The 23,293-nt window shown below is 71.0% G+C and carries 25 protein-coding genes; 10 read left to right on the top strand and 15 right to left on the bottom strand.

The features are described from left to right. Positions 1–26: 26 nt before the first annotated feature. The 3 genes from J3A75_RS18980 to J3A75_RS18990 all read right to left on the bottom strand — a co-directional run bounded on the left by J3A75_RS18980 (position 27) and on the right by J3A75_RS18990 (position 1,982). The gene (locus J3A75_RS18980) at positions 27–617 is read right to left on the bottom strand and encodes a DUF2059 domain-containing protein (RefSeq protein ID WP_012319651.1); all 591 of its coding nucleotides are present in this window, start codon (positions 615–617) and stop codon (positions 27–29) included. A 44-nt stretch (positions 618–661) separates the two neighbouring features. Further along, positions 662–1,375, bottom strand: a complete 714-nt coding sequence (gene rpiA / locus J3A75_RS18985; RefSeq protein ID WP_012319652.1) for a ribose-5-phosphate isomerase RpiA — start codon at positions 1,373–1,375, stop codon at positions 662–664. Between the two features lie 130 nt (positions 1,376–1,505). Then, the gene (locus tag J3A75_RS18990; protein WP_070999666.1) at positions 1,506–1,982 is read right to left on the bottom strand and encodes a hypothetical protein; all 477 of its coding nucleotides are present in this window, start codon (positions 1,980–1,982) and stop codon (positions 1,506–1,508) included. 171 nt (positions 1,983–2,153) lie between these two features. Between J3A75_RS18990 and gph the strand changes: the two genes are divergently transcribed. Continuing rightward, positions 2,154–2,846 (top strand): phosphoglycolate phosphatase, encoded by a 693-nt coding sequence (gph, locus tag J3A75_RS18995; RefSeq protein WP_012319654.1) that lies wholly within the window; start codon positions 2,154–2,156, stop codon positions 2,844–2,846. A gap of 4 nt (positions 2,847–2,850) precedes the next feature. Here the strand turns inward: gph and J3A75_RS19000 are convergent, their stop codons facing one another. After that, a complete protein-coding gene (locus J3A75_RS19000; protein WP_053622121.1) occupies positions 2,851–4,005 on the bottom strand; it encodes a pyridoxal phosphate-dependent aminotransferase in 1,155 nt (384 codons plus the stop codon). Between the two features lie 284 nt (positions 4,006–4,289). On the opposite strand from J3A75_RS19000, the gene J3A75_RS19005 reads away from it, so the two are divergent. The 4 genes from J3A75_RS19005 (at position 4,290) to aat (ending at position 7,923) form a co-directional block, all read left to right on the top strand. Then, positions 4,290–5,072 carry a DsbA family protein gene (locus J3A75_RS19005; RefSeq protein WP_012319656.1) on the top strand — a complete coding sequence of 261 codons (783 nt, stop codon included), beginning with the start codon at positions 4,290–4,292 and terminating at the stop codon, positions 5,070–5,072. Between the two features lie 157 nt (positions 5,073–5,229). Beyond that, the gene (gene accB / locus J3A75_RS19010; RefSeq protein ID WP_058606788.1) at positions 5,230–5,703 is read left to right on the top strand and encodes an acetyl-CoA carboxylase biotin carboxyl carrier protein; all 474 of its coding nucleotides are present in this window, start codon (positions 5,230–5,232) and stop codon (positions 5,701–5,703) included. A 104-nt stretch (positions 5,704–5,807) separates the two neighbouring features. Beyond that, positions 5,808–7,160, top strand: a complete 1,353-nt coding sequence (gene accC / locus J3A75_RS19015; protein ID WP_012319658.1) for an acetyl-CoA carboxylase biotin carboxylase subunit — start codon at positions 5,808–5,810, stop codon at positions 7,158–7,160. A 79-nt stretch (positions 7,161–7,239) separates the two neighbouring features. After that, on the top strand, positions 7,240–7,923 hold the full coding sequence (gene aat, locus J3A75_RS19020; RefSeq protein WP_012319659.1) for a leucyl/phenylalanyl-tRNA--protein transferase: 684 nt from the start codon (positions 7,240–7,242) through the stop codon (positions 7,921–7,923). 24 nt (positions 7,924–7,947) lie between these two features. On the opposite strand, the gene J3A75_RS19025 is transcribed toward aat, so the two are convergent. Together J3A75_RS19025 and J3A75_RS19030 are read right to left on the bottom strand one after the other, a co-directional pair. After that, entirely contained in the window at positions 7,948–8,313 is a 366-nt protein-coding gene (locus J3A75_RS19025) for a hypothetical protein (RefSeq protein ID WP_012319660.1), read from the bottom strand. A 65-nt stretch (positions 8,314–8,378) separates the two neighbouring features. Beyond that, on the bottom strand, positions 8,379–8,585 hold the full coding sequence (locus J3A75_RS19030; protein ID WP_012319661.1) for a DUF2842 domain-containing protein: 207 nt from the start codon (positions 8,583–8,585) through the stop codon (positions 8,379–8,381). A gap of 185 nt (positions 8,586–8,770) precedes the next feature. Here J3A75_RS19030 and J3A75_RS19035 point away from each other — a divergent pair, with 185 nt between their 5' ends. The 4 genes from J3A75_RS19035 (at position 8,771) to J3A75_RS19050 (ending at position 13,734) form a co-directional block, all read left to right on the top strand. Beyond that, entirely contained in the window at positions 8,771–9,898 is a 1,128-nt protein-coding gene (locus J3A75_RS19035) for a COX15/CtaA family protein (protein WP_373866304.1), read from the top strand. 150 nt (positions 9,899–10,048) lie between these two features. Then, a complete protein-coding gene (gene trhA / locus J3A75_RS19040) occupies positions 10,049–10,732 on the top strand; it encodes a PAQR family membrane homeostasis protein TrhA (protein WP_012319663.1) in 684 nt (227 codons plus the stop codon). A gap of 141 nt (positions 10,733–10,873) precedes the next feature. Then, positions 10,874–12,073: a glycosyltransferase family 4 protein gene (locus J3A75_RS19045; protein WP_058606789.1), complete on the top strand. Its 1,200-nt coding sequence runs from the start codon at positions 10,874–10,876 to the stop codon at positions 12,071–12,073. Positions 12,074–12,216: 143 nt separating this feature from the next. Beyond that, entirely contained in the window at positions 12,217–13,734 is a 1,518-nt protein-coding gene (locus J3A75_RS19050) for an undecaprenyl-phosphate glucose phosphotransferase (RefSeq protein WP_070999668.1), read from the top strand. 42 nt (positions 13,735–13,776) lie between these two features. On the opposite strand, the gene J3A75_RS19055 is transcribed toward J3A75_RS19050, so the two are convergent. From J3A75_RS19055 to J3A75_RS19095, 9 genes are all read right to left on the bottom strand, one after another. After that, positions 13,777–14,130 carry a hypothetical protein gene (locus tag J3A75_RS19055; protein WP_012319666.1) on the bottom strand — a complete coding sequence of 118 codons (354 nt, stop codon included), beginning with the start codon at positions 14,128–14,130 and terminating at the stop codon, positions 13,777–13,779. A gap of 212 nt (positions 14,131–14,342) precedes the next feature. Next, entirely contained in the window at positions 14,343–16,913 is a 2,571-nt protein-coding gene (locus J3A75_RS19060) for a TonB-dependent receptor (protein ID WP_070999670.1), read from the bottom strand. Positions 16,914–17,159: 246 nt separating this feature from the next. Continuing rightward, a complete protein-coding gene (locus J3A75_RS19065) occupies positions 17,160–17,798 on the bottom strand; it encodes a hypothetical protein (RefSeq protein WP_070999672.1) in 639 nt (212 codons plus the stop codon). Between the two features lie 13 nt (positions 17,799–17,811). Then, positions 17,812–18,705: an ABC transporter permease gene (locus J3A75_RS19070; RefSeq protein ID WP_012319669.1), complete on the bottom strand. Its 894-nt coding sequence runs from the start codon at positions 18,703–18,705 to the stop codon at positions 17,812–17,814. Further along, positions 18,702–19,451 carry an ABC transporter ATP-binding protein gene (locus tag J3A75_RS19075; RefSeq protein ID WP_012319670.1) on the bottom strand — a complete coding sequence of 250 codons (750 nt, stop codon included), beginning with the start codon at positions 19,449–19,451 and terminating at the stop codon, positions 18,702–18,704. The genes J3A75_RS19070 and J3A75_RS19075 overlap by 4 nt, the downstream gene beginning before the upstream one ends. Further along, the gene (locus J3A75_RS19080; RefSeq protein ID WP_012319671.1) at positions 19,448–19,690 is read right to left on the bottom strand and encodes a hypothetical protein; all 243 of its coding nucleotides are present in this window, start codon (positions 19,688–19,690) and stop codon (positions 19,448–19,450) included. The genes J3A75_RS19075 and J3A75_RS19080 overlap by 4 nt, the downstream gene beginning before the upstream one ends. Further along, the gene (locus J3A75_RS19085; RefSeq protein ID WP_012319672.1) at positions 19,690–20,124 is read right to left on the bottom strand and encodes a hypothetical protein; all 435 of its coding nucleotides are present in this window, start codon (positions 20,122–20,124) and stop codon (positions 19,690–19,692) included. Before J3A75_RS19085 ends, J3A75_RS19080 begins: the two co-directional genes overlap by 1 nt. A gap of 67 nt (positions 20,125–20,191) precedes the next feature. Continuing rightward, a complete protein-coding gene (locus J3A75_RS19090) occupies positions 20,192–21,175 on the bottom strand; it encodes a YVTN family beta-propeller repeat protein (protein WP_012319673.1) in 984 nt (327 codons plus the stop codon). A gap of 121 nt (positions 21,176–21,296) precedes the next feature. Then, the gene (locus tag J3A75_RS19095) at positions 21,297–22,568 is read right to left on the bottom strand and encodes an ABC transporter substrate-binding protein (RefSeq protein WP_209650680.1); all 1,272 of its coding nucleotides are present in this window, start codon (positions 22,566–22,568) and stop codon (positions 21,297–21,299) included. Positions 22,569–22,754: 186 nt separating this feature from the next. Between J3A75_RS19095 and J3A75_RS19100 the strand changes: the two genes are divergently transcribed. After that, positions 22,755–23,282, top strand: coding sequence for a DUF3280 domain-containing protein (locus J3A75_RS19100; RefSeq protein WP_043073953.1), 528 nt, complete (start codon positions 22,755–22,757; stop codon positions 23,280–23,282). Positions 23,283–23,293: the final 11 nt, after the last annotated feature.

Here is a 23,293-nt window from a genome sequence, read left to right on the forward strand (position 1 = left end):
CGATCCGCCCGCAGAAGCGGCCGCCCTCACTGCATCTGGTGCCCGCGCTTGCCCATCTCGGCGCGGACGCGGACCATGACGTATTCCGAGACGTCCTGCGTCCAGTCCTGCATCTCCTGCACCATCTCGTCGAGGAGCTGCGGCTGCGCCTCCACGTAGTGCTTGCCGGCGGGCGAGCGGAAGAAGGTCGCGATCTCCTTCAGCTCGGCTTCGGAGAACTTCGACGCGTAGGTGCGCGCCGCGATGTCGATCATGCGCTGCTTCTGCAGCTCCATCTCCGGCTGCAGCGAGGCCAGGACCTCCTCGAGGTCCTTGGAGAGCTCGGGGCGGGTGACCGTCTGCTTCCGGATCTGGTCGGCGAAGGCGGGCAGCACCGAGTCGAACGACCGGGCGATGCCGGAGCTGAGCATCACCTCGCGGGCCAGCGCGAGGTGGGCCGGCGTGTAGGTGGCCGCGGCCGGGCTGTTGGCCGCGGGGGTGCCGGCGGCCGGCTGCGCCGCCGGCTTGGCCTGCGCGGCCTTCTGCGGCTGCGCGGCCGCCGCGTGGGGGAGCGCCAGGAGCGCGAGGCCGAGCGCGAGGCTGAGGAGGCCTGGCACGGCGGTGGGTCGACGGGACATGCTGGACTTTCTTGCGAGGATGGCCGGCGATGGAGGGCGGCGCCTCAGGTGAGGCTGCCGAGAACGGTGACCTCGGCCTGCCCGTCCCGCGCCGCCGCCAGGATCGCGGCGTCGGCGATGCCGAGGAACAGGCCGTGCTCGACGACGCCCGGCACGGCCCAGAGGGCGGCGCCGAGGGCCTCCGGATCGGGAATCGCACCGAGGCGCGCGTCGAGGATGTAATGGCCCCCGTCCGTGACCAGGGGCTTGCCATCGGCCTGGGCGCGCAGCCGGACGTCACCGGAGCAGCCGGCCCCCGCGACCGCCGCCTCGACGGCGCGGTGCGTGGCCTTGAGGCCGAAGGGATTGACCTCGACCGGGAGCGGGAAGGCGCCGAGCCGCGCCACGTGCTTGGCCGCGTCGGCGATCACCACCATGCGGCGGCTCGCGCAGGCGACGATCTTCTCGCGCAGGAGCGCCGCGCCGCCGCCCTTGATCAGGCGGAGCCGGTCGTCGACCTCGTCGGCGCCGTCGATGGTCAGGTCGAGCTCGGGCTGCTCGTCCAGGGTTGCGAGGCGGATGCCCAGGCTCTCGGCCTGCGCGCGCGTGGCCTCGGAGGTCGGTACGCCGACGATGTCGAGGCCGGCACGGACGCGCTCGCCGAGGAGCGCCACGAAGGCCGCCGCCGTGGAGCCCGTGCCGAGGCCGAGCCGCATGCCCGGCTCGACGAGGTCGAGGGCGCGGGCGGCCGCGGCCCGCCGCAGGTCCGGCCCGCTCACCGGGACACCGCCCGGTCGGCGAGGGTGAGCGAGGGAGCGCGGGTCATGGGCAGCCGGTCTTTCCGTGAGCGTCGGGCGGCCCGTAGCACGGGACCGGGCCGACCGGAACGCCCGCGCCCGCACGTCCGCGTCACGGGCGGCCGCCCTGTGTCGGGGTGGCGCTGGCGCCGGCGCGACCGGGGGCCGGACCGGTGAGCGGGGTGTCGGACGCGCCCTCGGCGCCGGGCTTGCCCTGCTGGGTGCAGACGACCTGCTCCTTCTTCACCAGCACGAAGCAGATGCTCATCTCGCCGGTCCGGTAGTTCACGCGGAAGACGCCGGCCTCGCGGGTGTGCCGGCTCGCGACCAGCCCGTATTCCGACGGGGTCTGCGGCCCGGCGCCCTCCCCCGGCCCGAAGCACACCGTCTGGCCGATGCCGCCCGCCGATTCCTGGAGCCCGTACTGGCAGGAGGTCACCTCGCCGGTCACCTTGTCGACCCGGTACATCCGGTTCAGGTCGGTCTGCGGGGCGGGAACGAACTCGAAGGAGGTCGCGGCCGCCGGCAGGGCTTGCAGCGCGGCGCAGGCGGCCAGGAGCGGCAGCAGGAAGGGCAGGGAGGGTTTCATCGCGGGTCCCGGGGCTGGTACGCGCTGCGTTTGTCCGCGCTTTCGGGCGAGTCTGGGGCGCTCGGTGAGACGATCCGCGCCCCGCCGCACACCGAAGGCTGGCTTGCCCCGGTTCCCCCACCCCGATAGCGACGCCGTTCGAGATCCAGCCGAGCCCGGAGCCTGTCCCGCATGTCCACCGAACCGACGCGCAAACCCCCGATCGCCGTGTTCGACCTGGACGGGACCCTCGCGGAGACCGCGGGCGACCTGATCGGCACCCTGAACGTGCTGATGAAGCGCGAGGGGCTGGCCGAACTGCCCCTCTCGCAGGCGCGCGGGCTGATCGGCGCCGGTGCCCGGGCGCTGATCCGGCGCGGCTTCGAGGCCGAGGGGCGGCCGCTGTCGCCGGAGGACCACGACCGGCTCTTCGACGCCTTCATCGCCCATTACGGCGCGCATCTCGCCGACACGTCCCACCTCTTCCCGGGCGTCGTCGAGGCGCTCGACGCCCTCGAGGCGGCCGGCTTCCGGCTCGCGGTCTGCACCAACAAGTACGAGGGACAGTCGGTCGAGCTGCTGCGCCTCCTCGGGATCGGCCACCGCTTCGCGGCGATCTGCGGCCGGGACACCTTCCCGCAAGCCAAGCCCGATCCCCGCCACCTGACGGGCACCATCGCCCGCGCCGCCGGTGACCCGGCCCGCGCCGTCATGGTGGGCGATTCCCGGACCGACATCGACACCGCCAAGGCCGCCGGCATCCCGGTGGTGGCGGTCACCTTCGGTTACACCGACCGGCCGGTCGCCGAACTCGGCCCCGACCGGGTGATCGAGCACTTCTCGGAGCTGGTCGAGGCGGTCGGCGCGCTCGTGCCGGCGGCCTGACCGGTCAGCGCAGCCACGCCTTCAGCCGCGCCACCGCCTCGCGGCACTCGGCCTCCGAGCCCGCGAAGGAGAAGCGGACGTGGTGGTTGCCCACGTCCGGGTCGAAGTCGAGGCCGGGCGTCGACGCGACGTGCGCCTCGTCGAGCATGCGCCGGCAGAAATCCGCGGCGTCGTTGGTGAGGTTCGAGACGTCTGCGTAGAGGTAGAAGGCGCCGTCTGCCGGGTGCACGCGGCCGAGGCCGAGGCCCGGCAGGGCGTCCAGCAGGATCGCGCGGTTGCGCGCGTAGCCGTCGCGAACGGCGTCCAGCTCGTCCGTCGCGTCGAAGGCCGCCAGCGCGCCGACCTGCGACAGGTAGGGCGCCGAGATGTAGAGGTTCTGCGCCAGCCGCTCGATCGGGCGGACCAGCGCCTCCGGCACGACCATCCAGCCGACGCGCCAGCCGGTCATGCAGTGGTACTTCGAGAACGAGTTGATCACGACGGCGTCGGGGTCGAAGCGCAGCGCCGTGACGGTGGGCTCGCCGTAGCTGAGGCCGTGATAGATCTCGTCGGAGATCAGCGGCAGGCCGAGGCCGCGCGCCGCCGCGCAGAGATCCTGCAGGGCGCCCTCCGTGATCACCGTGCCGGACGGGTTGGCCGGGCTCATCACCAGCGCCCCGGCGACCGGCGCGCGGGCGTGGGTCTCGCGCAGCAAAGCCGCGGTCGGCGCGAAGCGGTCCTCGGCGCGCAGCACCATCGGCGCCGGCACGAGGTCGAGGGCGGCCAGGATGCTGCGATAGGCCGGATAGCCCGGCTGAGGGACGGCGACCCGGGCGCCGGAATCGAACAGGCTCATGAAGGCGAGCACAAAGCCCGCCGAGGATCCGGTGGTGATCACCACCCGCTCCGGGCTCACCGCGACGCCGTGCCGCTCCGCGTAGTCCCGGGCGATGCGGGCCCGCAGGGACGGCAGGCCCAGGGCCTCGGTGTAGGGGACGCGGCCGCTGGCGAGCGCAGCCTGTGCGGCCGCGATCACGGCTCGGGGCGCCGGCGCCGACGGCTGGCCGACCTCCATCCGCACCACGTCGCTGCCCGCCCGCGCCTTGGCGGCGGCGGCCGCCATGACATCCATCGCGAGGAACGGCTGGACGGCGGCGGCGCGCCGGGAGATCGGGATCATGGGGTCTGCTCTGCGCCGGACGAAGCTGGCGCCGCGGGGGTTAGACGCTCGCGGCCCCTGCCTCAAGCCGGAGCCGGGTTCGGCCGCGCGCCCCCGCGACGGCGGGGCCGTCGATCCGCGGAGGCGGCCCCTCGGCTCGGCAGGCGGAGCGGTGGCCGCGGCGAGCGCTGCCGCACCGCGCGCCGCGGCCACCGCGGGATTTGACCGGACGCCGCGAAAACGCCTAACCCAGCCCCTACCGCTCGCGCCACGCGCGGGCCGCCCCGCCGCGCAAGCGAGGATCTATGCCCTTCATCCGCCCCCTGCCCGCGCTGGTCCTGGCGCTCGGCCTCGTCGCCGTCCCCGCTCTCGCTCAGACCGCGACGCCCCCCGCCGCGCCGTTCACGGACGCGCAGCGCGCCGGCATCGAGGCGATCGTCAAGGACTACCTGATCAAGCATCCCGAGGTGCTTCAGGAGGCCCTCGCCGAGGCCGAGAAGCAGCAGGCCGAGACGCAGCGCCTCGCCCAGGCCGCCGCCCTCAAGGAATCGCGCGAGGCCCTCATCAACGGGCCCCACGACGTCGTCGCCGGCAACCCGACGGGCGACGTCACGCTGGTCGAATTCTTCGACTACAATTGCGGCTACTGCCGCAAGGCGCTGGGCGACGTCCAGGCGCTGATCAAGTCCGACCCGAAGCTGCGGGTCGTCATCAAGGACTTCCCGGTGCTCGGCCCGGAATCGCTGGAGGCCAGCCAGGTCGCCGTCGCGGTGCGCCAGCAGCTCAAGGGCGACAAGCTGTTCGAGTTCCACCAGAAGCTGCTGGAGACCAAGGGCCGCGTGAACGGCGCCCGGGCGATCCAGGTCGCCAAGGACATGGGCGTGGACACCGCCAAGCTGCAGAAGGACATGGCCTCCCCCGAGGTGAAGGCCGCGCTCAGCGAGAACCGCGGCCTGGGCGACCGCCTGGGCCTCTCGGGCACGCCCGCCTTCATCATCGGCGACGAGGTGATCCCGGGTGCCGTCGGCGTCGAGCCGATGCGCAAGACCATCGCCGACGTGCGCCAGTGCGGCCACGCCTCCTGCTGAGCTGACGGAACGGACCGAGGGACCCCGAAGGCGTTCCGCGCAGCCTTGTCGCGCCGGGGCGCCTTCGTCTAAGAGCCGCCAGCCGCAGGGCCGCGGTGGGGGTCCAGGGCCGAGCCCGGATGGACGCACCGATGTGCCGCGAGACGAAGTAGGCCGGATGCCAAAGAACGACGCCATCGATCCCGAGCTCGTGCGCGAGCTCGCCAACCTCGTCACCGAGACCGGCCTCTCCGAGATCGAGGTCGAGAAGGGCGACCTGCGCATCCGCGTCGCGCGGCGGCTCGAACCCGTGAGCGTGCAGGTCGCGGCGCCGGCCCCGCTCGCGGCCGTCGCCGCGCCGCCGGCGGCGCCCGCCGCCTCGTCCCCCCTCGCCCCGGCCGAGCCGGCCCGCGCGCAGCCCGGCACCGTGCCCTCGCCGATGGTCGGGACCGCCTATCTCCGGCCCTCGCCCGACGCCAAGGCGTTCGTGGACGTCGGCTCGAAGGTCGAGGTCGGCGACAAGCTGCTGCTGATCGAGGCGATGAAGACCTTCAACGAGATCGTGGCCCCCCGCGCCGGCACGATCAGCGCCATCTTCGTCGAGGACGGTCAGCCGGTCGAGTTCGGCGAGGCCCTGCTCGTCATCACCTAGGACGTCCGCCGGGCGCTCGCCGCCCAGTCCCGGACGACGCCGCAACACGAGAGGATAGAGCATCCTGCGCGGTCCGGGATCGCCAGGACGCCCTAACGGGTCCGATGTTCGACAAGATCCTGATCGCGAACCGCGGCGAGATCGCCCTGCGCATCCTGCGGGCGGCGAAGGAGCTCGGGATCGCCACCGTGGCGGTCCACTCCACAGCCGACGCCGACGCCATGCACGTGCGCCTCGCCGACGAGAGCGTCTGCATCGGGCCGCCGGCCGCCCGCGACAGCTACCTCAACATCCCGTCGATCATCGCGGCCTGTGAGATCACCGGGGCCGATGCCGTGCATCCCGGCTACGGCTTCCTGTCGGAAAATGCCCGCTTCGCCGAGGTGCTGGCCCACCACCAGATCGGCTTCATCGGCCCCAAGGCGCAGCACATCCGCACCATGGGCGACAAGATCGAGGCGAAGCGCACGGCGCTGAAGCTCGGCATCCCCTGCGTGCCGGGCTCCGAGGGCGGGGTCGAGGACGCCGACACCGCCAAGCGCGTGGCCGCCGAGATCGGCTACCCCGTCCTCGTCAAGGCGGCGGCGGGCGGCGGCGGCCGCGGCATGAAGGTGGCGCGTTCCGAGGCCGAGCTGGAGCAGGCGATCGGCATGGCCAAGTCCGAGGCGAAGGCCGCCTTCGGGGACGACGCGGTCTATCTCGAGAAGTACCTGGAGAAGCCGCGCCACATCGAGGTCCAAGTGCTCGGCGACGGCCGCGGCGGTGCCGTGCACCTCGCCGAGCGCGACTGCTCCCTCCAGCGCCGCCACCAGAAGGTCTGGGAGGAAGGCGGCTCGCCGGCGCTCAACGAGTCGATGCGCGCCGAGATCGGCGGCATCTGCGCCAACGCGATGAAGGAGCTCGGCTATCTGGGCGCCGGCACGATCGAGTTCCTCTACGAGGACGGGCGGTTCTACTTCATCGAGATGAATACCCGTATCCAGGTCGAGCATCCGGTCACCGAGATGATCACCGGGATCGACCTCGTCATCGAGCAGATCCAGGTCGCCTCGGGCGGCCCGCTCTCGGTGAGCCAGGCGGACATCAAGGTCGAGGGCCACGCCATCGAGTGCCGGATCAACGCCGAGCACCCGGAGACCTTCCGGCCCTCGCCCGGCGAGATCACCCACTACCACACGCCCGGCGGCCTCGGCGTCCGGGTCGATTCGGCGGCGTTCCAGGGCTACCGCATCCCGCCGAACTACGATTCGCTCATCGGCAAGCTGATCGTCCACGGCCGGACCCGCAACGAGTGCCTCATGCGTCTGCGCCGGGCCCTGGACGAGTTCGTCATTGACGGGATCGACACGACGCTGCCGCTGTTCCGGACCCTGGTCCGTAACCCGGACGTGCAGAACGGCCTTTACGACATCCACTGGCTGGAGCATTTCCTGGAAGACGGCGGCATGAAAGCCTGACCGGAACCGGGCGGGGCTGCGGCGAGAGCGGCGCGCGCGGGATCTGGTCTTCGCGCCGGCCGCGCGCGACATTCACGGCATGCACGACACCGCCCGCGTGGACATCACCCCCGAGATCCTGCTGAAGGCCTACGCGGCGGGCATCTTCCCGATGGCGGAGGATGCCGACGACCCCACGCTCTACTGGGTCGAGCCCAAGGCGCGCGGCGTTCTCCCCCTCGACGCGTTCCGCGTTCCCCGGCGCCTCGCCCGGACGGTGCGGTCCGACCAGTTCGTGGTCCGCTGCGACACCGATTTCGACGGCGTGATCGACGGCTGCGCCGCGCCCCGCCGGGACAGCGAGCGCACCTGGATCAACGGGCGGATCCGCGAACTCTACGGTGCCCTGTTCGACATCGGCCACGTCCACACGGTCGAGGTCTACGCGGGCGCCGACGGCCGGCTCGTCGGCGGCCTCTACGGCGTCTCGCTGGGGGCCGCCTTCTTCGGCGAGAGCATGTTCCACGAGGTCCGCGACGCCTCGAAGGTCGCCCTCGTCCACCTGATGGCCCGCCTGCGCGCCGGGGGCTACCGGCTCGCCGATACTCAGTTCGTCACCGAACACCTGACGCAGTTCGGCGCCGAGGAGGTGCCGCGGCACGTCTACAAGCGTCGCCTCGCCGACGCCCTGGATCAGGTCGCCGATTGGGGCGTCTGGCCCGGAGACGGCTCGGTGCCGGGCGCGCAGGTCCTCGCGGCGCTCGAAGCGCCGGATGCCCGCTAGGGCCGCGACCGGCGCGAGCCGGCCCTAGCGCCGACGCCGGTGGCGGTAGCCGGTCGAGAACGAGGCGTATTGCCGGCCGCGCACGGACCGGTAGCGCCGCCGGCGGCCGGTGCTGGCCTCGACCGCCTCGTCCACCTGCGGGATCGGCTCGGCCATGGCGGCCGCGGGCGTGGCCGCCGCGGCGACCGTCGTGTCGGCCGAGGCGTAGCCGCCGGCGACGTTCTTGGCCGCTGGGCCGAACATGGCGAGACACTGGTTGTAGGCGAGGTCGTTCTTGAGGCGCTCGCATTCGCCGATGGAGCGCGGTGTCCCCTGCGCCAGGGCCGGAACGGGCGCGAGCAGCACGACGAGGGCAGCCAGCGGCTTGAGGCAGAGAGTCGGGCGGTGCACGGAGGGGTCTCGAGCGGGGACGGCAGGCTTGTGATCCCCGAGTGCGGCAAAATCGAGGGTTGGACTCAGCGATCGGGCCGCTCCATCCACCGGATCAGCGGCATCAGCGGGAAGATCCACGCGATGCCGAGAATCGAGTAGATCACCGCCTGCACCGCCGCCGGCGTCTCGGAGATGCGGCTATCGGCCAGGGTCATCGCCAGGGGGCCGTACAGGCAGACGAAGACCAGGATGGCGAGGGTGCCGATCAGGGTCCGGGTGCGGCGGCGCATGGTTGACTTCCTGGGCCGCGCCTTCGGACTGGGCCGCTGGCCTGGCGGCCGGCGCTGCGGGCGCGGACAGGCGACGGCTACCGCTCCGGGATCCGGTTGGCAACGCGCCCGCTGACGCGGGCTGCGGCGCCGGCGCCGTTGCTGGTCGTTCGGACATCCCCTAACCCGGGTCAGGCGGGCGCATCCTGGCATCCGCGGAAGGGACGTGCATGGACATGAGTGGCGCGGGCGACCGGCGGTCGGGGGCGGTGCGGACCTGGCTCTACGTGGTCGCGGCCCTGGTGGTCGCCATGGTGGCGGTCGGCGGCGCGACGCGGCTGACCGGGTCCGGCCTGTCGATCACCGAGTGGCGCCCCGTCACGGGCGCGATCCCGCCGCTCACCGAGGCCGACTGGGCGGCCGAGTTCGCCAAGTACAGGGACACGCCGCAATACAACATCCTCAACCAGGGGATGGGATTGTCGGCGTTCAAGGTGCTGTACGGCTGGGAATGGGGCCATCGCCTGCTCGGCCGCGTGATCGGCCTCGTGTTCTTCCTGCCGCTGATCCTGTTCTGGTGGCAGGGCCGCATCAGCCGGCGGCTCGGTCTCGGCCTGCTCGGCCTCGGCCTGCTCGGCGGCCTCCAGGGCGCCATCGGTTGGATCATGGTCGCCTCGGGCCTTCAGCCCGGCATGACGGCCGTGGCGCCGCTCAAGCTCGCCCTGCACCTCACCACCGCGAGCCTCATCCTGGCCGGCCTGGTCTGGCTGGCCGCGGGCGAGCGCCGCGGCGTCCTTGCGCCGGCCCCGGCACGGCTGCGGGCTACCGCCCTGCTGCTGCCGATCCTGGTCCTGGTGCAGATCTTCCTCGGCGGCCTCGTCGCCGGCTCGCATGCCGGCCTCGTCTACAACACCTGGCCGACCATGGACGGCCAGCTCGTCCCGCCGCTGGACAGCCTCTTCGCGATCCGGCCGTGGATCGAGAACTTCGTGGACAACCACGCCCTCGTTCAGTTCGACCATCGGGTGACGGCCTACCTCGTGTTCGTCGTGGCGGTTCTGCACGCCGTCGATGCCCGGCTCACCGGCCCGAAGAGCGCGGCCGGGCGGGCCGCGGGCGTCGTGATCCTCGTCCTCGCCCAGATGGCGCTGGGGATCGCGACGCTTCTCCTCGCCGTCCCCCTCTGGGCGGCGCTCGCGCATCAGGTGCTCGCCATGGCGGTGCTGACGATGGCCACCGTCCATGCCCGGCTCAGCCGCGGGTTCGGCCTGGTCGAGCCCGCCGCCGCCGAGCCGCCGCTGGGGTTCGAGGGTCTGGCCGGAGGCCGGATCTAGGCTTTCGTGCGGTGCAGCGGTCTCGCTGCGCCGCACGAGACTTTTACCGCTTTCAGTGGAACCTTGGGATAACTCCCCATCAGCAATCTGCACATGGAACGACCAAGACTTCTCAAGCTTTAAGCTGCACGCGTTGCAGGAGGCTTCAAGATGTCTCTCGCGGAGGATGGTCGACCGCTCTCCCTGACCTGGCACTACACGCCGCGGGAGATCATGGCGGATGGCGTGATCCACGGTCTCGGCGTGCTGCTCGGCTTCGCCGGTGCTGTGGCCCTGGTGGCGACCGCGGTCACGGCGCATCTCGGGCTCGGCGAGCGGGCGGCGGTGGTCGTCTACGCCACGGCCCTCGTCCTGATGCTCGGCGTCTCAGCCCTCTACAATCTCTATCCGGTCAGCCCGCGCAAATGGCTCCTGCGCCGCGCCGACCACGCCCTGATCTACCTGATGATCGCCGGGACCTACACGCCGCTGGTCGCCCTCGTGGGATCGGGGCCGCGGGCCTACGCCCTCTTGGCGATGATCTGGCTGGTGGCGCTGATCGGGATCGCGGTGAAGCTCTTCCTGCCGGGCCGGTTCGACCGCCTGTCGATCGGGCTCTACCTGATGCTCGGCTGGAGCGGGCTGTTCGCCTACGAGTCGGTGATCGCGGCGCTTCAGCCCACGGCCCTGTGGCTGCTCGGCATCGGCGGGGCGCTCTACTCGATCGGCGTCGTGTTCCACGTCTGGCGGACCCTGCCCTTCCAGAACGCGATCTGGCACGGCTTCGTCCTCGCCGCCACGGCCTGCCATTACGGGACGATCTGGGCCAGCCTGAACGGCTCGCCGATGACCTAGCGTCGCAATCGATTGCGACGTCGCGCGTAAAACTCCGGTTACCGTTCCGCTGAAAAGGTCGAGCGCGGGCGACCTGCTTTAAGTTTCCCGCGACCGCGGGTGCACCACAACTCGGGGACTGATATTCCCGGGAGCTGGACCGTGGTCCCGAAGACGAACGACTCTGGCCTCGCTCACCGTTACCGGATCCTGCACGTGTTCCGGGCGCCCGTGGGCGGATTGTTCCGGCACGTGATGGATCTCGCCCGCCTCCAGGCGGCCGCGGGACACCATGTCGGCCTCGTCTGCGACTCCAGCACCGGCGGTGACCGCGCCGCGGGCGCCCTGGCGGACCTGATGCCCTGCCTGGATCTCGGCCTCGTCCGGCTGCCGATGCGCCGGAATCCGCACCCGTCGGACTGGTCCTGTCTGCGCGCCGTCGCCCAGCGCGCCGCGGAGGTCGGCGCGGACGTGCTGCACGGACACGGGGCCAAGGGCGGCGCCTATGCCCGGCTCGCCGCGGCGGGTCCGGCGATCCGGGCCTACACGCCGCACGGGGGCAGCTACAATTACCGGCCGGGCAGCCCACTGCACCGCCTCTACATGGGGGCCGAGGCGGTGCTCGCCCGCCGCACGGACGCGTTCCTGTTCGAGAGCGAGTACGTCGCGGGCCGCCACCGGAGCTTCGTCGGCGGTCCCGAGCGGGTGACGCGGATCGTGCACAACGGCATCGCCGAGGCCGAGTTCGCGCCGCTCGACCGCGTCGCCGAGCCCTTCGACCTGCTCTATGTCGGTGAGCTGCGGGAGGCCAAGGGGCTGCCCTACCTGCTCGAGGCGCTGGTCCGGCTGCGGGCCGAGGGTCGGGCGCTGCGCCTGCTCCTGGTCGGATCCGGGCCGGACGCCGAGATCCTGCGGGAATCCGTGGCCCGCCTCGGCCTCGCCGACGCGGTGGCGTTCGAGCCGCCGCAGGCGATCCGCTCCGTGCTGGCCCGCGGCCGGATCCTCGTCGTCCCATCGCTCGCGGAGTCGCTGCCCTACGTCGTGCTGGAGGCCGCCGCGGCGGCGCAGCCGCTGGTCGCCACCCGGGTCGGCGGAATTCCGGAAATCTTCGGCGCGGCCGCCCGCGACCTCGTCCCGTCGCGGGACCCGGCGGCGCTCGCCGAGGGGATCCGTCGCGTTCTCGACGCCGCGCCGGAGGCCCTGGCCGCGCGGACCCAGGGCCTGAGCGCCTCGATCCGGCAGCGCTTCTCCCTGGACCGCATGGGCAGCGAGGTTGTCTCCGGCTACGCTGCGGCCTTCGAGGCCCGCGCGGAGCGCCGCGATCCCGCGCCGCGGGCGATCGCCGGAGCCCGGACCGCCTGACGGCGAGACCTGCCGGAAGAGGATCGGGGCCTGTGCGCCGCGGTGGAAAAGGCGGCGGCACCCTCGCTCTTAAATGTTCCCACAACGCCCCGTGCCAAGCTTCCTTCGAGGCAGCGACCGCAAGGCTCGGGGGGAGCCGATCGATGAGCGCGTTCGACATCCGCGATCTCCTGGAGGCCGCCGTCCCGATGGAGGCGTCCTCGGTCCCGGCCGCCGGCGGCGCGCCGCTCGCCGAGACCGCCGCGCCGGAGCCGACGGCGATCTCACCCGTCGTTGTGGCCGGGCTGGTGCGCGCCCTGGAATGCACGCTGATCTTCGGCCTGGGCGCGTTGCTGCACCTGCTGATGCTCCGCGGGCGCGTCCCGTTCGGGCTGACCTACGCGGGCGCGATCGGCATGATCGCGGTGATCACCGTGACGCTGATCCAGGCGTCGGGCGGCTACCGGGTCGCCGCCTTCCGGAGCTTCTTCAAGACCGCCATCCGGCTGATCGCGGCGTGGTCGATGACCTTCCTGATGGTCGCCGCCGGACTCGTGCTGGCTAAGGTGGCCGACCATTACTCGCGGCTCTGGCTCGCGACCTTCTTCGGCACCGGCCTCGCGGCGCTGCTGCTCGGGCGCTTCGTGCTCTTCCGCATCATCGACGCCCAGACCCGGGCCGGACGGTTCGACCGGCGCACCGCGATCGTGGGCGGCGGCCAGCCCGCCGAGGACCTGATCGCCGCCCTGGAGACGCAGAGCGAGAGCGGCATCCGCATCGTCGGCGTGTTCGACGACCGCAACGCCGACCGGTCCTCCGACGTGGTGGCGGGGCACCCGAAGCTCGGCAACGTCGACGACCTCGTCGCCTACGCGCGGCACGCCCGGCTCGACCTGATCGTGTTCACGATCCCGATCACCGCGGAGGCGCGGATCCTCCAGATGCTCGCCAAGCTCTGGGTCCTGCCGATCGACATCCGGCTCTCGGCGCACGCCGCCAAGCTGCGCCTGCGCCCGCGCAGCTACTCGTATCTCGGCTCGGTCCCGGTGCTGGACGTGTTCGACCGTCCGATCGCCGATTGGGACGTCGTGGTGAAGGCGCTGTTCGACCGCTGCGTCGGCCTGATGATGCTGCTGGCGCTGTCGCCGCTCATGCTGGCGATCGCCCTCGCGGTGAAGCTCACGTCGCGCGGGCCCGTGCTGTTCCGGCAGAAGCGCCACGGCTTCAACAACGAGCTGATCGAGGTCTACAAGTTCCGCTCGATGTACGTGGATCAGTGCGACGCCGGCGCGGCCCGGATGGTGACCCGGGGCGACCCGCGCGTGACACCGGTCGGCCGGTTCATCCGGAAGACCTCGCTCGACGAGCTGCCGCAGCTGTTCAACGTGCTCAAGGGCGACCTGTCGCTGGTCGGCCCGCGACCGCACGCGCTCCAGGCGAAAGCCGCCAACACCCTGTACGATCAGGTGGTCGACGGCTACTTCGCCCGCCACAAGGTCAAGCCCGGCATCACCGGCTGGGCTCAGGTCAACGGCTGGCGCGGCGAGACCGACACCTCGGAGAAGCTGCAGCGGCGCGTCGAGCACGACCTCTATTACATAGAGAACTGGTCGGTACTGCTCGACCTGCAGATCCTGCTGACCACGCCGTTCGCGCTGTTCAGGACCGAGAACGCCTACTGAGCGGTGGGGCCGGCACCGGAGCGGTGCCGGCCGTGCGCGCCGCTACGGCAGGGCGCCGGCCTTCTCCTTGGCCTTCATGATCGTGTCGCGGCAGCCCTGGGCGTCCCCGGACTTGTCCTGCTGGCGCGCCTGGGCGACCAGCTTCTTGGCCTCCTCGACGCCCGAGGCTGTGGGCTTCACGGCGGCGTCGGACTTGGTGAGCGCCGGCGGCGTGTCGAGGGCCTTGGGCGAGTTGGACGACGTCGTGCCGCCGGGCGGGGTCGTCCCGGTCACCGCGGCGGCGCCGGCGCTGTCGAGCCGCCGCTGCAGCGTATCGACCTCGTCAGAGCACGGGGTCGCCAGGGCAGGCGTCGCGGCCGCCAGGGCGAGGGCTGCAACGGCGAAACGGATGATCATCGGGACGAGGCTCCACGGTGTCGGGGTGCGGCCGGCGCCGGCCCCTCGTGCGCGAGGGGCGGTGATGCGCCGGTGCGGCTACCGGGGAGACGCCGGACGAACGGGCCCGTTCCCGAGACAGGAGGCCGCATGCGCCAGCCCCGGAACGCGACGGGCGCCCCGCGCGGCCCTCAGGCCGCGGGAGGCGCCCGCCCCTCGCCATCGCGGACGGGTCAGTACTTCCGGATGATCGGCTCCGGCGACATCGGCACCGGATCGGCGCCGAAGGCGTAGCGGATGCCGGCGTAGACCGAGAAGGGCTGCGCCAGGGTCGTGGTCCGCGGATCGCTGATCCGCAGGTTGCCGGCCACCGCGCCCGGCTCGGCGAAGGTGCCGAACGTGGCGTAGCGGTTGTTGGTCAGGTTGGTGATGAGGCCGAACACCTCGAGGTTCTTCGTGACCTGGTACTTGGTCTGGAAGTTCAGCACGTAGTAGGGCGGCAGCTTGCGGTTCAGGTTCGACTCGTCGCCGCGGAAGTAGGACGACGAGAAGGCCTGGAGGTAGAGGCCGAACTGCCAGTCGGGCGTGACGAAGTAGTCGAAGCCGGCCTTGATCTGGTGGGTCGGCACCAGCGGCACGACGTTGCCCTTGCGGACCTGGATCGCGCCGTCATCCGCGAGCGGGTTGTTGGGCGACGACAGGGTGCCGTTGAACTGGAAGGTCGCGTCGACCAGGGCGTAGTTGGCGTAGACCCGCAGGTAATCGGCCGTGTACTCGCCGCCGACCTCGATGCCCTGCCGCTGCGTCGACGGCACGTTGACGAAGTAGGCGCGGGCGGTGTTGCCGGGGGTGGCCAGCGACAGGATGTCGTTGGCGAGGTCGGTGCGGAAGGCGCCGATCTTGTAGGTGATGATGCCGCCGTCATAGGTGTTCGGCAGCTGGCCGCGGAATCCGACCTCGTAGGTCCGCCCGGTGACCTGCTTGAGCGGCGGGTCGGCCACCAGCGAGTTCGGCAGCAGGCACGGCCGGTCCGGGTTTGCGCAGGCCAGCTCCAGCGGGGTCGGGGCGCGGTTCGATTCCGAGTAGCTGCCGTAGAGGTTGAGCGCGTCGAAGAACCGGTAGGTCAGGCCGGCGACCGGGTTGATCTTGTTGAAGTAGTGCGTGCCGGTCACGTCCGGCGAGAAGCCGGTCAGATCCTCGCTCTGGATGCGCGCGAAGTTGAGCCGGGCGCCGGCGGTCAGCGACAGCCGGTCGGTCACGTCGAGCGTGTCGAGGGTGTAGAGGCCCATGTAGAGATTAGAGCCGTTGACCGAGCTCGGCGCGATGCCGAGCGCGCCCGCGGTCCGCAGCTGCGGCGTGCCGAGGCCCGGGATGTTGCCGTAGAACGGGTTGCTCGGATCGGTGGTGATCGACAGGTTCGGGTTGATGACGCCCAGGGTGCTGGACGACTTGAACCCGTAGTTGGCCGCATCGATGCTGCCACCGACCACGAAGCTGTTGGACAGGCCGAAGATCCGGTCGCGGTTGGCGGCCTGGAGCGAGCCGCCGAAGCCGGTGGCTTCCGTCCGGGTCGTGTCCAGCGTGCCGTACGGGATGCCGGACCGGAACGGGATGCGCTGGTTCTGCTGGCCCAGGATCAGGAACTGGTTGCGGAACGCGGTCTGCGACTGGCCGGCCGCCGGGCTGAAGCCGTCATCCTCGAAGCAGAGGTTGCCGCGGAAGCTGGAGCGCGTGCTGCAGTTCTCGAAGTTGCCGTCGTTGCCGTCGACGTAGGTCTGGCTGAAGCGGCGGAAATAGGCGTTGCCGGCGAGGTCCCAGGTCGGCGAGATGTCGACCCGGCCGGTGAGCTGGAGCGTGCCTACCTCGGTGGTGGTGGTCTGCGGGTAGGTGAAGATCGCCCGCGGGTCGCGGTGGGTGAAGTCCACCGGCGTGGCGGCGGCCGCACCGTAGAAGCTGCGGGCGGCGAGCCCGATCAGGTGGAACTCCGAATCCTGCGAGCGGTAGCCGATGTCGCCGTAGAGCCGGCCGATCGTGCTCGGGCTCTCGTAGCGCCAGCCGCGGTCGTTCAGGCCGTCGCCGGTGAAGTAGACGCTCCAGGGGCCGGAGACCTTGCCGTACTCGAGGTAGCCGGCGGTGCGCGCGTCCGAGCCGCCCCAGGCCGAGATCTCGGTGCCCTGCCAGGTGAAGCCGTTCTTCATCTGGATGTTGACCGCGCCGCCGAGGGCGTTGAGGCCGAAGACCGGGTTTCCGGTGACGACGTCGATGCGCTGGATCGCCTGCGGGGGGATGAGGTCGAAATTGACGATGTCGCCGAAGGCCTCGTTGATGCGCACGCCGTTCTGGTAGACGGCGAGACCCTGCGGCACGCCCTGCACGGGCGAGGCCGTGAAGCCGCGGTAGGTGATGTCGACGCGGTTGTTGTTGCCCTGCGAGTCGGAGACGTTGATGCCGGGCGTGCGCCGGGCCAGCGTCGTGGTCAGGTTGTCGCTGGCGCGATCGATCGTGAGATCGCTCGCCGTGACCGACTCGACGGTGCTGGGGATCTTGTAGAGGGGCTGCTCGGAGCCGCGCAGCCGCACGCCGGCGCTCGGTCCCACCGAGCCGGCCGGCGGCACCGGGCCGGGCCCGTTGAAGATCTGCGCCTGGCTCGAACTGCCGCCGCCGGCCCCGACCGGCGACGTCGAGACGACGCTGATCTCGCCGAGCGTCACCGATTGCTGAGCCTGCACCGCCGCGGGAAGGACCGTCCCGGCGAGAACCGATGCCGACGCGACCAGGCTGCTCCGAAGCGCCCGAAGTGACATCCCCTACCCCCTCAAACCCAAACACGTGCTCGTGACTGCCGAGCTTGGGTCTCTCTTGGCGGGTGCCGGGATCACGCACAATTGGTTCAAGAACACGTGAGACGCGTTTCGGCCTCATTTCCGGCCCGCGTCGACCGAACGCGGCGTCACGTGGTTAAACAGCAACAGTTTCGGTAAAGATTTCAGCCACTTAGGGATGTTTTGGCAACCCGACCGGGATAATTTGGCAATGACGGCCGGCGCAGGTCACAGGCGAGCCTGAATCAGGCGCGCGATCTCACCGAGCCGCTGTTCGAGCAGCTGCGGAACCTCGCAGACATAGGTCAGCGACTGGCTCCGCTCCTGGAAGATCCGGCGATCCCAGGCGAACTTCGTCTCCAGCTCGGACTGGTCCTTCGGGAGCTCGGTCGCGTCAGAGGCGCTCGGCGCGTCCTTGACCTGGCTGATCTTATCGGCCTCGTCGCGGATCCGCTCGGCCATCCGGCGCTGGCCCTGCGCGTAGCGGGCGATGCCGCCGACCACCTTGTTGCGCTCGCCGTTCAGCACCTCGAACACGCCCGCGTAGACGCGCGTCAGGGCCTTGTCCTTCGCGTCCTTGTCGGAGCCGAATTTCTGCGCGAACGTGTCGAGGAGCGGTCCGACCTGCGAGAGGTCCGTGCGGCGGGACGCGATCTTCTGCGCCAGGGCGGCGGCGTCGTTGTCGCTGCCCCAGTCGCCGGCCGCCTCCACGTCGGGGCCGGTCCAGAACTGGCCGGGGCTCAGGGTCGCGACCTTGCGCTGGACGCAGGGCCAGTCCGGATCCGGCTTCGGCTGGGCCAGGGCGGGACCGGCGAGGAGCGCCAGCCCCAGCGCCGGGCCGAGGATGCGGGTCAGGAGGACGTTCATTGGGCGGACTCCATCAGGTGTTGTCGCCGGCCGGGCCGCCGCGCCGGGCCATGATGCCACGGCCGGGGTCGTAGGCGACCACCGCCATGCCGAAGAAGGCGAGCCCCACGCCCACCACCACGGCGCAGGCGACCGGCTCGAACTGGACGTAGAGCGCGTAGCGGACGAGCTGGACCGCGTGGCTGAACGGGTTCAGCTGGCAGATCCAGTACAGCGTCTCGGAGGATTCCCGGATCCGCCACAGTGGGTAGAGGGCCGACGAGGCGAAGAACATCGGGAAGATCACGAAGTTCATCACGCTGGCGAAGTTCTCGAGCTGGCGGACCAGCGAGGAGAGGAACAGCCCGATCGCTCCGAGCATGAGGCCGGTGGCCAGGAAGGCCGGCAGGGCCGTCAGGTAGCCGAGCCAGGGGATGTCGCTCTCCCAGAAGAACGCCACGGCCAGGAAGGCGTAGGCCTGCACGATCGAGACGGCGACGCCGGCGATCAGCTTGGCGAGCAGGAGAAGCCACCGCGGATAGGGCGAGGTGAGCAGCACCTTCATCGAGCCGACCTCGCGGTCGTAGACCATGGACAGCGACGATTGCATGCCGTTGAACAGCTGGATCATCACGGCGAGGCCCGGCACCACGTAGACCTCGTAGAGCACGTAGGTCTGGTAGGGCGGCTCGATGGACACGCCGAGCGTGTTGCGGAAGCCCGCCGCGAAGATGAACAGCCAGACCAGCGGCCGGACCAGCGCCGAGAAGAACCGCTCCTTCTGATGGAAGAAGCGCAGCAGCTCGCGGCGGACGATGCCGCCGAGGCAGATCAGGTAGCCGACCGCGTCGAGGCGCCCGATCCGCTCCGCCTGACCGCGTGGCGGGGCCGCGCCGATCCGGGTGGCGTAGGATGTCGGATTGGTCATGCCGCCGCCCTCCCCGGCTCGGCGACCAGGCGCCGGAACGCGTCGGCGAGCGCCTCGCCCGGCCGGCCGATCCCGCCGGCCCGGCCCCGGGCGACGATCCGGCCCCGGTGCAGCACCACGGCGTCGTCGTCGTCCGCGATCTCCTCGAAGATGTGGGTCGCCCAGAGCACCGACAATCCCTCCTCGCGCACCAGGGCGCGGACGATCGCCACGATGTCGGCCCGCGACTCGAGGTCGAGGCCGACGGTGGGCTCGTCGAGGAGCAGCAGGTCGGGGCGGTGGATCAGCGAGCGGGCGATCTCGATCCGGCGCGACTGGCCGCCCGAGAGCGTGCGCACCTTGTCGTGGCGCCTGTCCGCCAGACCGACGCGGTCGAGCAGCGCGCCGACGCGCCCCTTGGCGGCGCCGCGGGCGATGCCGTGCAGGCTCGCGTGGTAGAGGAGATTCTGCTCCACGGTGAGGTCGGTGTCGAGCGTCCGGGCCTGGAACACGACGCCGAGCCGCGCCAACGCCCGGGACGGCTCGCGATCGAGGGCGTGGCCGAAGATCGAGACCCGTCCGGTCTGGTTGTTGTAGAGCCGGGTGATGACCGAGAACAGCGTCGTCTTGCCGGCGCCGTTCGGCCCCAGCAGCGCGGCGAAGTGCCCGCGCTCCACCGTGATCGAGACGTCGTCCAGCGCGGCGCGGGCGCCGAACCGGTGGCCGACATGCTCGATCAGGAGGGCCGCCGACTCGGACGCGCTCATCGGCCCAGGACCTTCCGGGCGTCGGTCACGGCGTCGAGGCACTCGTCGAACTCGCCCTCCTTCTGCTCCCGCTCCGCGACCCGCAGGGCCTTCTTGAGCTTCGGCACCGCCGTCTCGGGCGGGTTCAGGGCGAGCGCGTCGCGGATCATCGTGATGCCCTCGGCGCAGGAGGAGGCATCGTCGGCCGCGAGGGCCGGACCGGCGGCGAGCAGGCTGGCGGAGAGCAGGAGGGCGCGCATCACTTCACCGTCAGCGTGCCGGTCATGCCTTTGGCCTCCAGGCCGTGCACCGACCAGGTGTAGGTGCCGGGCTTGATCGCGACGAACTCGATGGCGATCTCGCCGGGATCGTCGAACTCCAGGTGATCGGGCGGCCCGCCGCCGTGGATCTCCTTGTGCTCGATCACGATCTGGTTGAACCAGATGTAGCGGAAGAACTCCGGCGCGTAGAACTTGTATTCCTGGCGCCCCTTGGCGACGATCCGCAGGCGATAGGCCTTGCCGGATTCCAGCGTGATGTCCTTGTTCTCGACCACGAAGTCGTTGCCCTGATCGTCGCCCAGGACGAGGTCGGGCAGGTTCTCCCGCTTCTTGGTCAGGTCGAGGGCACTGGCCGGTGCCGCGGCGAGCAGCCCTGCCAGGCCGAGGGCCGCCGTTCGAAACATGCGCGTCATGTCGTGTTCCACCCTAGGGCCGCTTCGCGCGCGGCCGTCCTCGCTTGGCGCCCGGAGGTCGCGCGGATCAGTTCGGCGAGATCGCCACGCCCCAGGGCAGGAGCCCGACCGGGATGCTCTTCACCACCTTCTCGGCGGCCACGTCGATCACCGAGACGTCGTTGGAGGTGCCGTTCGTGGTGAACAGCTGCTTCTGGTCCGGCGTGAAGGCCAGCTGCCAGACGCGCTGGCCGACCGGCAGGTACTTCTCGACCGCGTAGGTCTTGGCGTCGATCACGGCGACGCGGTTCGCCGGCCCGAGCGCCACGAAGGCCTTGGTACCGTCCTTGGTGATCCGGATCCCCACCGGCTGGATCGCCTCGTCGTTCACGCTCGGGATCTTGAAGGTGATCTTCTTGATCACGCGGCGCTGGGCGACGTCGATCACGCTCACCGTGCCGCCGACCTCCGCCGAGACCCACAGGTACTTGCCGTCGGCGGTGAACTCGGCGAAGCGCGGCCGGGCGTCGACCAGCACGTTGTCGATGACCTGGAAGGTCTTGGTGTCGATGAAGTGGGCCATGTTGGTCGTCTCGGAGGTGTTGACGAGGATCTTCCCGTCCGGCGACAGGCCCATCCCCTCCGGCTCGACGCCCACCGGCACCTCGGCGAGCACCTTGTTCTTCTCGATGTCGATGATCGTGACCTGGCTGTCGTCCTCGTTGGCCACGTAGAGCGGGTTTCCGGAGGCGTCGAGGATGAACTGCTCCGGATCCGGCCCGGACCGCAGCGAGCGCACCACCTTGCCGGTGCTCGTGTCGAGCACGTCGATCCGGTCGTCGTCGCTCGCGCAGACGAACAGCTCCTTGCCGTCCTTGGAGACGGTCACGCCGCGCGGGCGCCGCCCGACCTTCCACGTCGCCGTCACGGCCATCGTGGCGGTGTCGATGACGCTGACCGAGTTGCCCTTCTCGTTGGTGACATAGGCGGTGAAGGCCGCGGCCGGCCCGCACAGGGCGAACCACGCACCGAGGGCGACCCCAGTCAGACATGCCTCGACGCGGCGGCTCATACGACTTCCTTCCCTTGCGACGGCCCGGCGTCCTGGACGGACATTCTCGGGGGACGTTTGTAGTGCGATTCCCGCGCGTTGCGAGGGCCCTGGCCGCTCGCCATCGCCGCAGGCCCCCGGCTCACTTGAACTTGCAGGTGGTCTCCGGGAGGTCGACGCCCAGCGTGTCGAGGGGCGTGCGCTGGTGCAGGAACCCCTGCTCGGGCGCGACGGAGACCAGCGCCTTGGGCTGCACCACGATGATCGCCTGGCGGAGCTGGTGGTCCCAGGGCCGGAAGCTCAGGGGCACGCCCTTGTAGGCCGGCAGCGTGAAGGCGGGCTCGACGAGGTACGGGGCGATCACGGCGGGGTCGTTGGTCTTCTTGGCCGTCACGGCCTCGCCCACCGTCCGCACCGCCGCCCAGACCTGGTAGTCGAGCGGGCGCATCAGCCGCGAGGCGAGCCGCCGGAACCGGTTCTGGGCCTGCGCGGCGCCCCAGGTCTCGAGTACGGGCGACCAGGTCGTCGGCGTCAGCGCCTGGGTGCCGCCGACGGGCCGCGGATCGACGGTGCGGTAGGGAACGTAGTCGCCCCAGTCGCCCTCCTCGTCGGCCACGATGGCCATGTCGTAGTCGAGGCCCCGGGTGAAGACCATGGCCTCCGCCCGGGTCGGCGTGTCGCCGCGCGCCTTGGCGAGGGGACCGAAGGTCCAGGGCTTCTCGGCGGTGATCTTCAGCGCGAACTTCCGCGCCGAGTTGCGCATCGCGTCGGCGTAGGCCTTGTCGGCGTCCGTCGGGCCGACGATCAGGAAGAGCTTCCGCCAGCGCATCACCGTGAGGTACTGCGCCAGGGCGTCCGTCAGCATGGCCCGCGACGGCAGGATGTGGAACACGTTGGCGCGGCACTCGGCGCCGCGCAGGCGGTCGTCGGGCGCCCCAGCGTTGAGGACGACCGCGCCGGAATCCTTGACGGCGTCGGCCACGGCCAGGACGGCGTCCGCGGGCAGCGCCAGGACCAGGTAGCGCACGCCCTTGCCGATCAGATCCTTGGCGGCCGCCACGGCGTCCGGCCTGTCGTCGGTCAGGGCGACCTCGTCGAGGACGTAGGTCTGCTTGGTGAAGCGGCCGGTGGTGTTGTTGTCGGTGATGCCCATCTTGGCGCCGGCTAGGCCCTCGTCCTCCGGCGCCGCCTCGGCATCGTACGAGGAGGGCGCGGGCTGCGGCCGGTAGATCAGGCCGATACGGGTCTCGAGCGCCTGCGGAGCGGCGGACTGGGCCGGTTGCGCCGCCGCGGCCGGCGCCGGATCCTCGGCCCGCGCCGCCGCCGGAGCGAGGGCCAGCGCGACGGCGGCGGCGCGCAGCCAGGACGGGCGCGTCGTGGGCCGGAGGGCCGTGTCGGGTGCAGGATGGTGCATGTGGGCGGCCTCTATCAGCTTCCGCTCAGGCCGCTCAACCGCGGCGTGTCGTCCCGACGTTCACGTTACCGTCGTGGGATAGGCGGGCGCGGAAGTACATTGCCAAATTGTCCCTTCGCCCGACCTATGGCGGGAACGATGCCGCCGCCTCGGGCGGTCGAACGCCTCGAGAGGAAGCTCCCGCCGATGCGCCACACGTCTCTCCGCGCCGCGCTCGCCTGCAGCGTCGTCGCCCTGTGGGCCGCCCTGCCTGGCGCGGCCAGCGCCGGCGAGAAGGCCGCCGTGTTCCCGGTCGAGCTGTTCGACCCCGGCGCCTCCTACGGCACCCGGACGCGGCCGGTGGATGTCCGGAAACTGACCCTCGTCACCGACGAGCTCCGCAACGCCCTGCGCGACAAGGCCGGGCTGGAGATCGTCGACACCGCGCCCAAGGCCGACGTCGTGGCGAAGGAGGGCCCGCTGTTCAAATGCAACGGGTGCGCGGCGGACATCGCCAAGAGCCTGGGTGCGGACCTCGTCGTGACCGGTTATGTGGAGAAGGGGTCCGGTCAGATCTTCAACCTGAGCGTCTCGATCGCCGAGGCCGATACCGGCAAGGTGGTGCGCGGCGGGCAGGTGACGATCCGGGCCGACACCGACGATACCTGGGCGCACGCGATGCGTTGGGTGGTGAAGAACCGCCTGCTCGCCGAGCCGCTGCCCGGGAAGTCATGAGACCGCCCGTT

Origin of the sequence: Methylobacterium sp. PvP105 (assembly GCF_017876975.1) — a bacterium.
GTDB lineage: Bacteria > Pseudomonadota > Alphaproteobacteria > Rhizobiales > Beijerinckiaceae > Methylobacterium > Methylobacterium radiotolerans.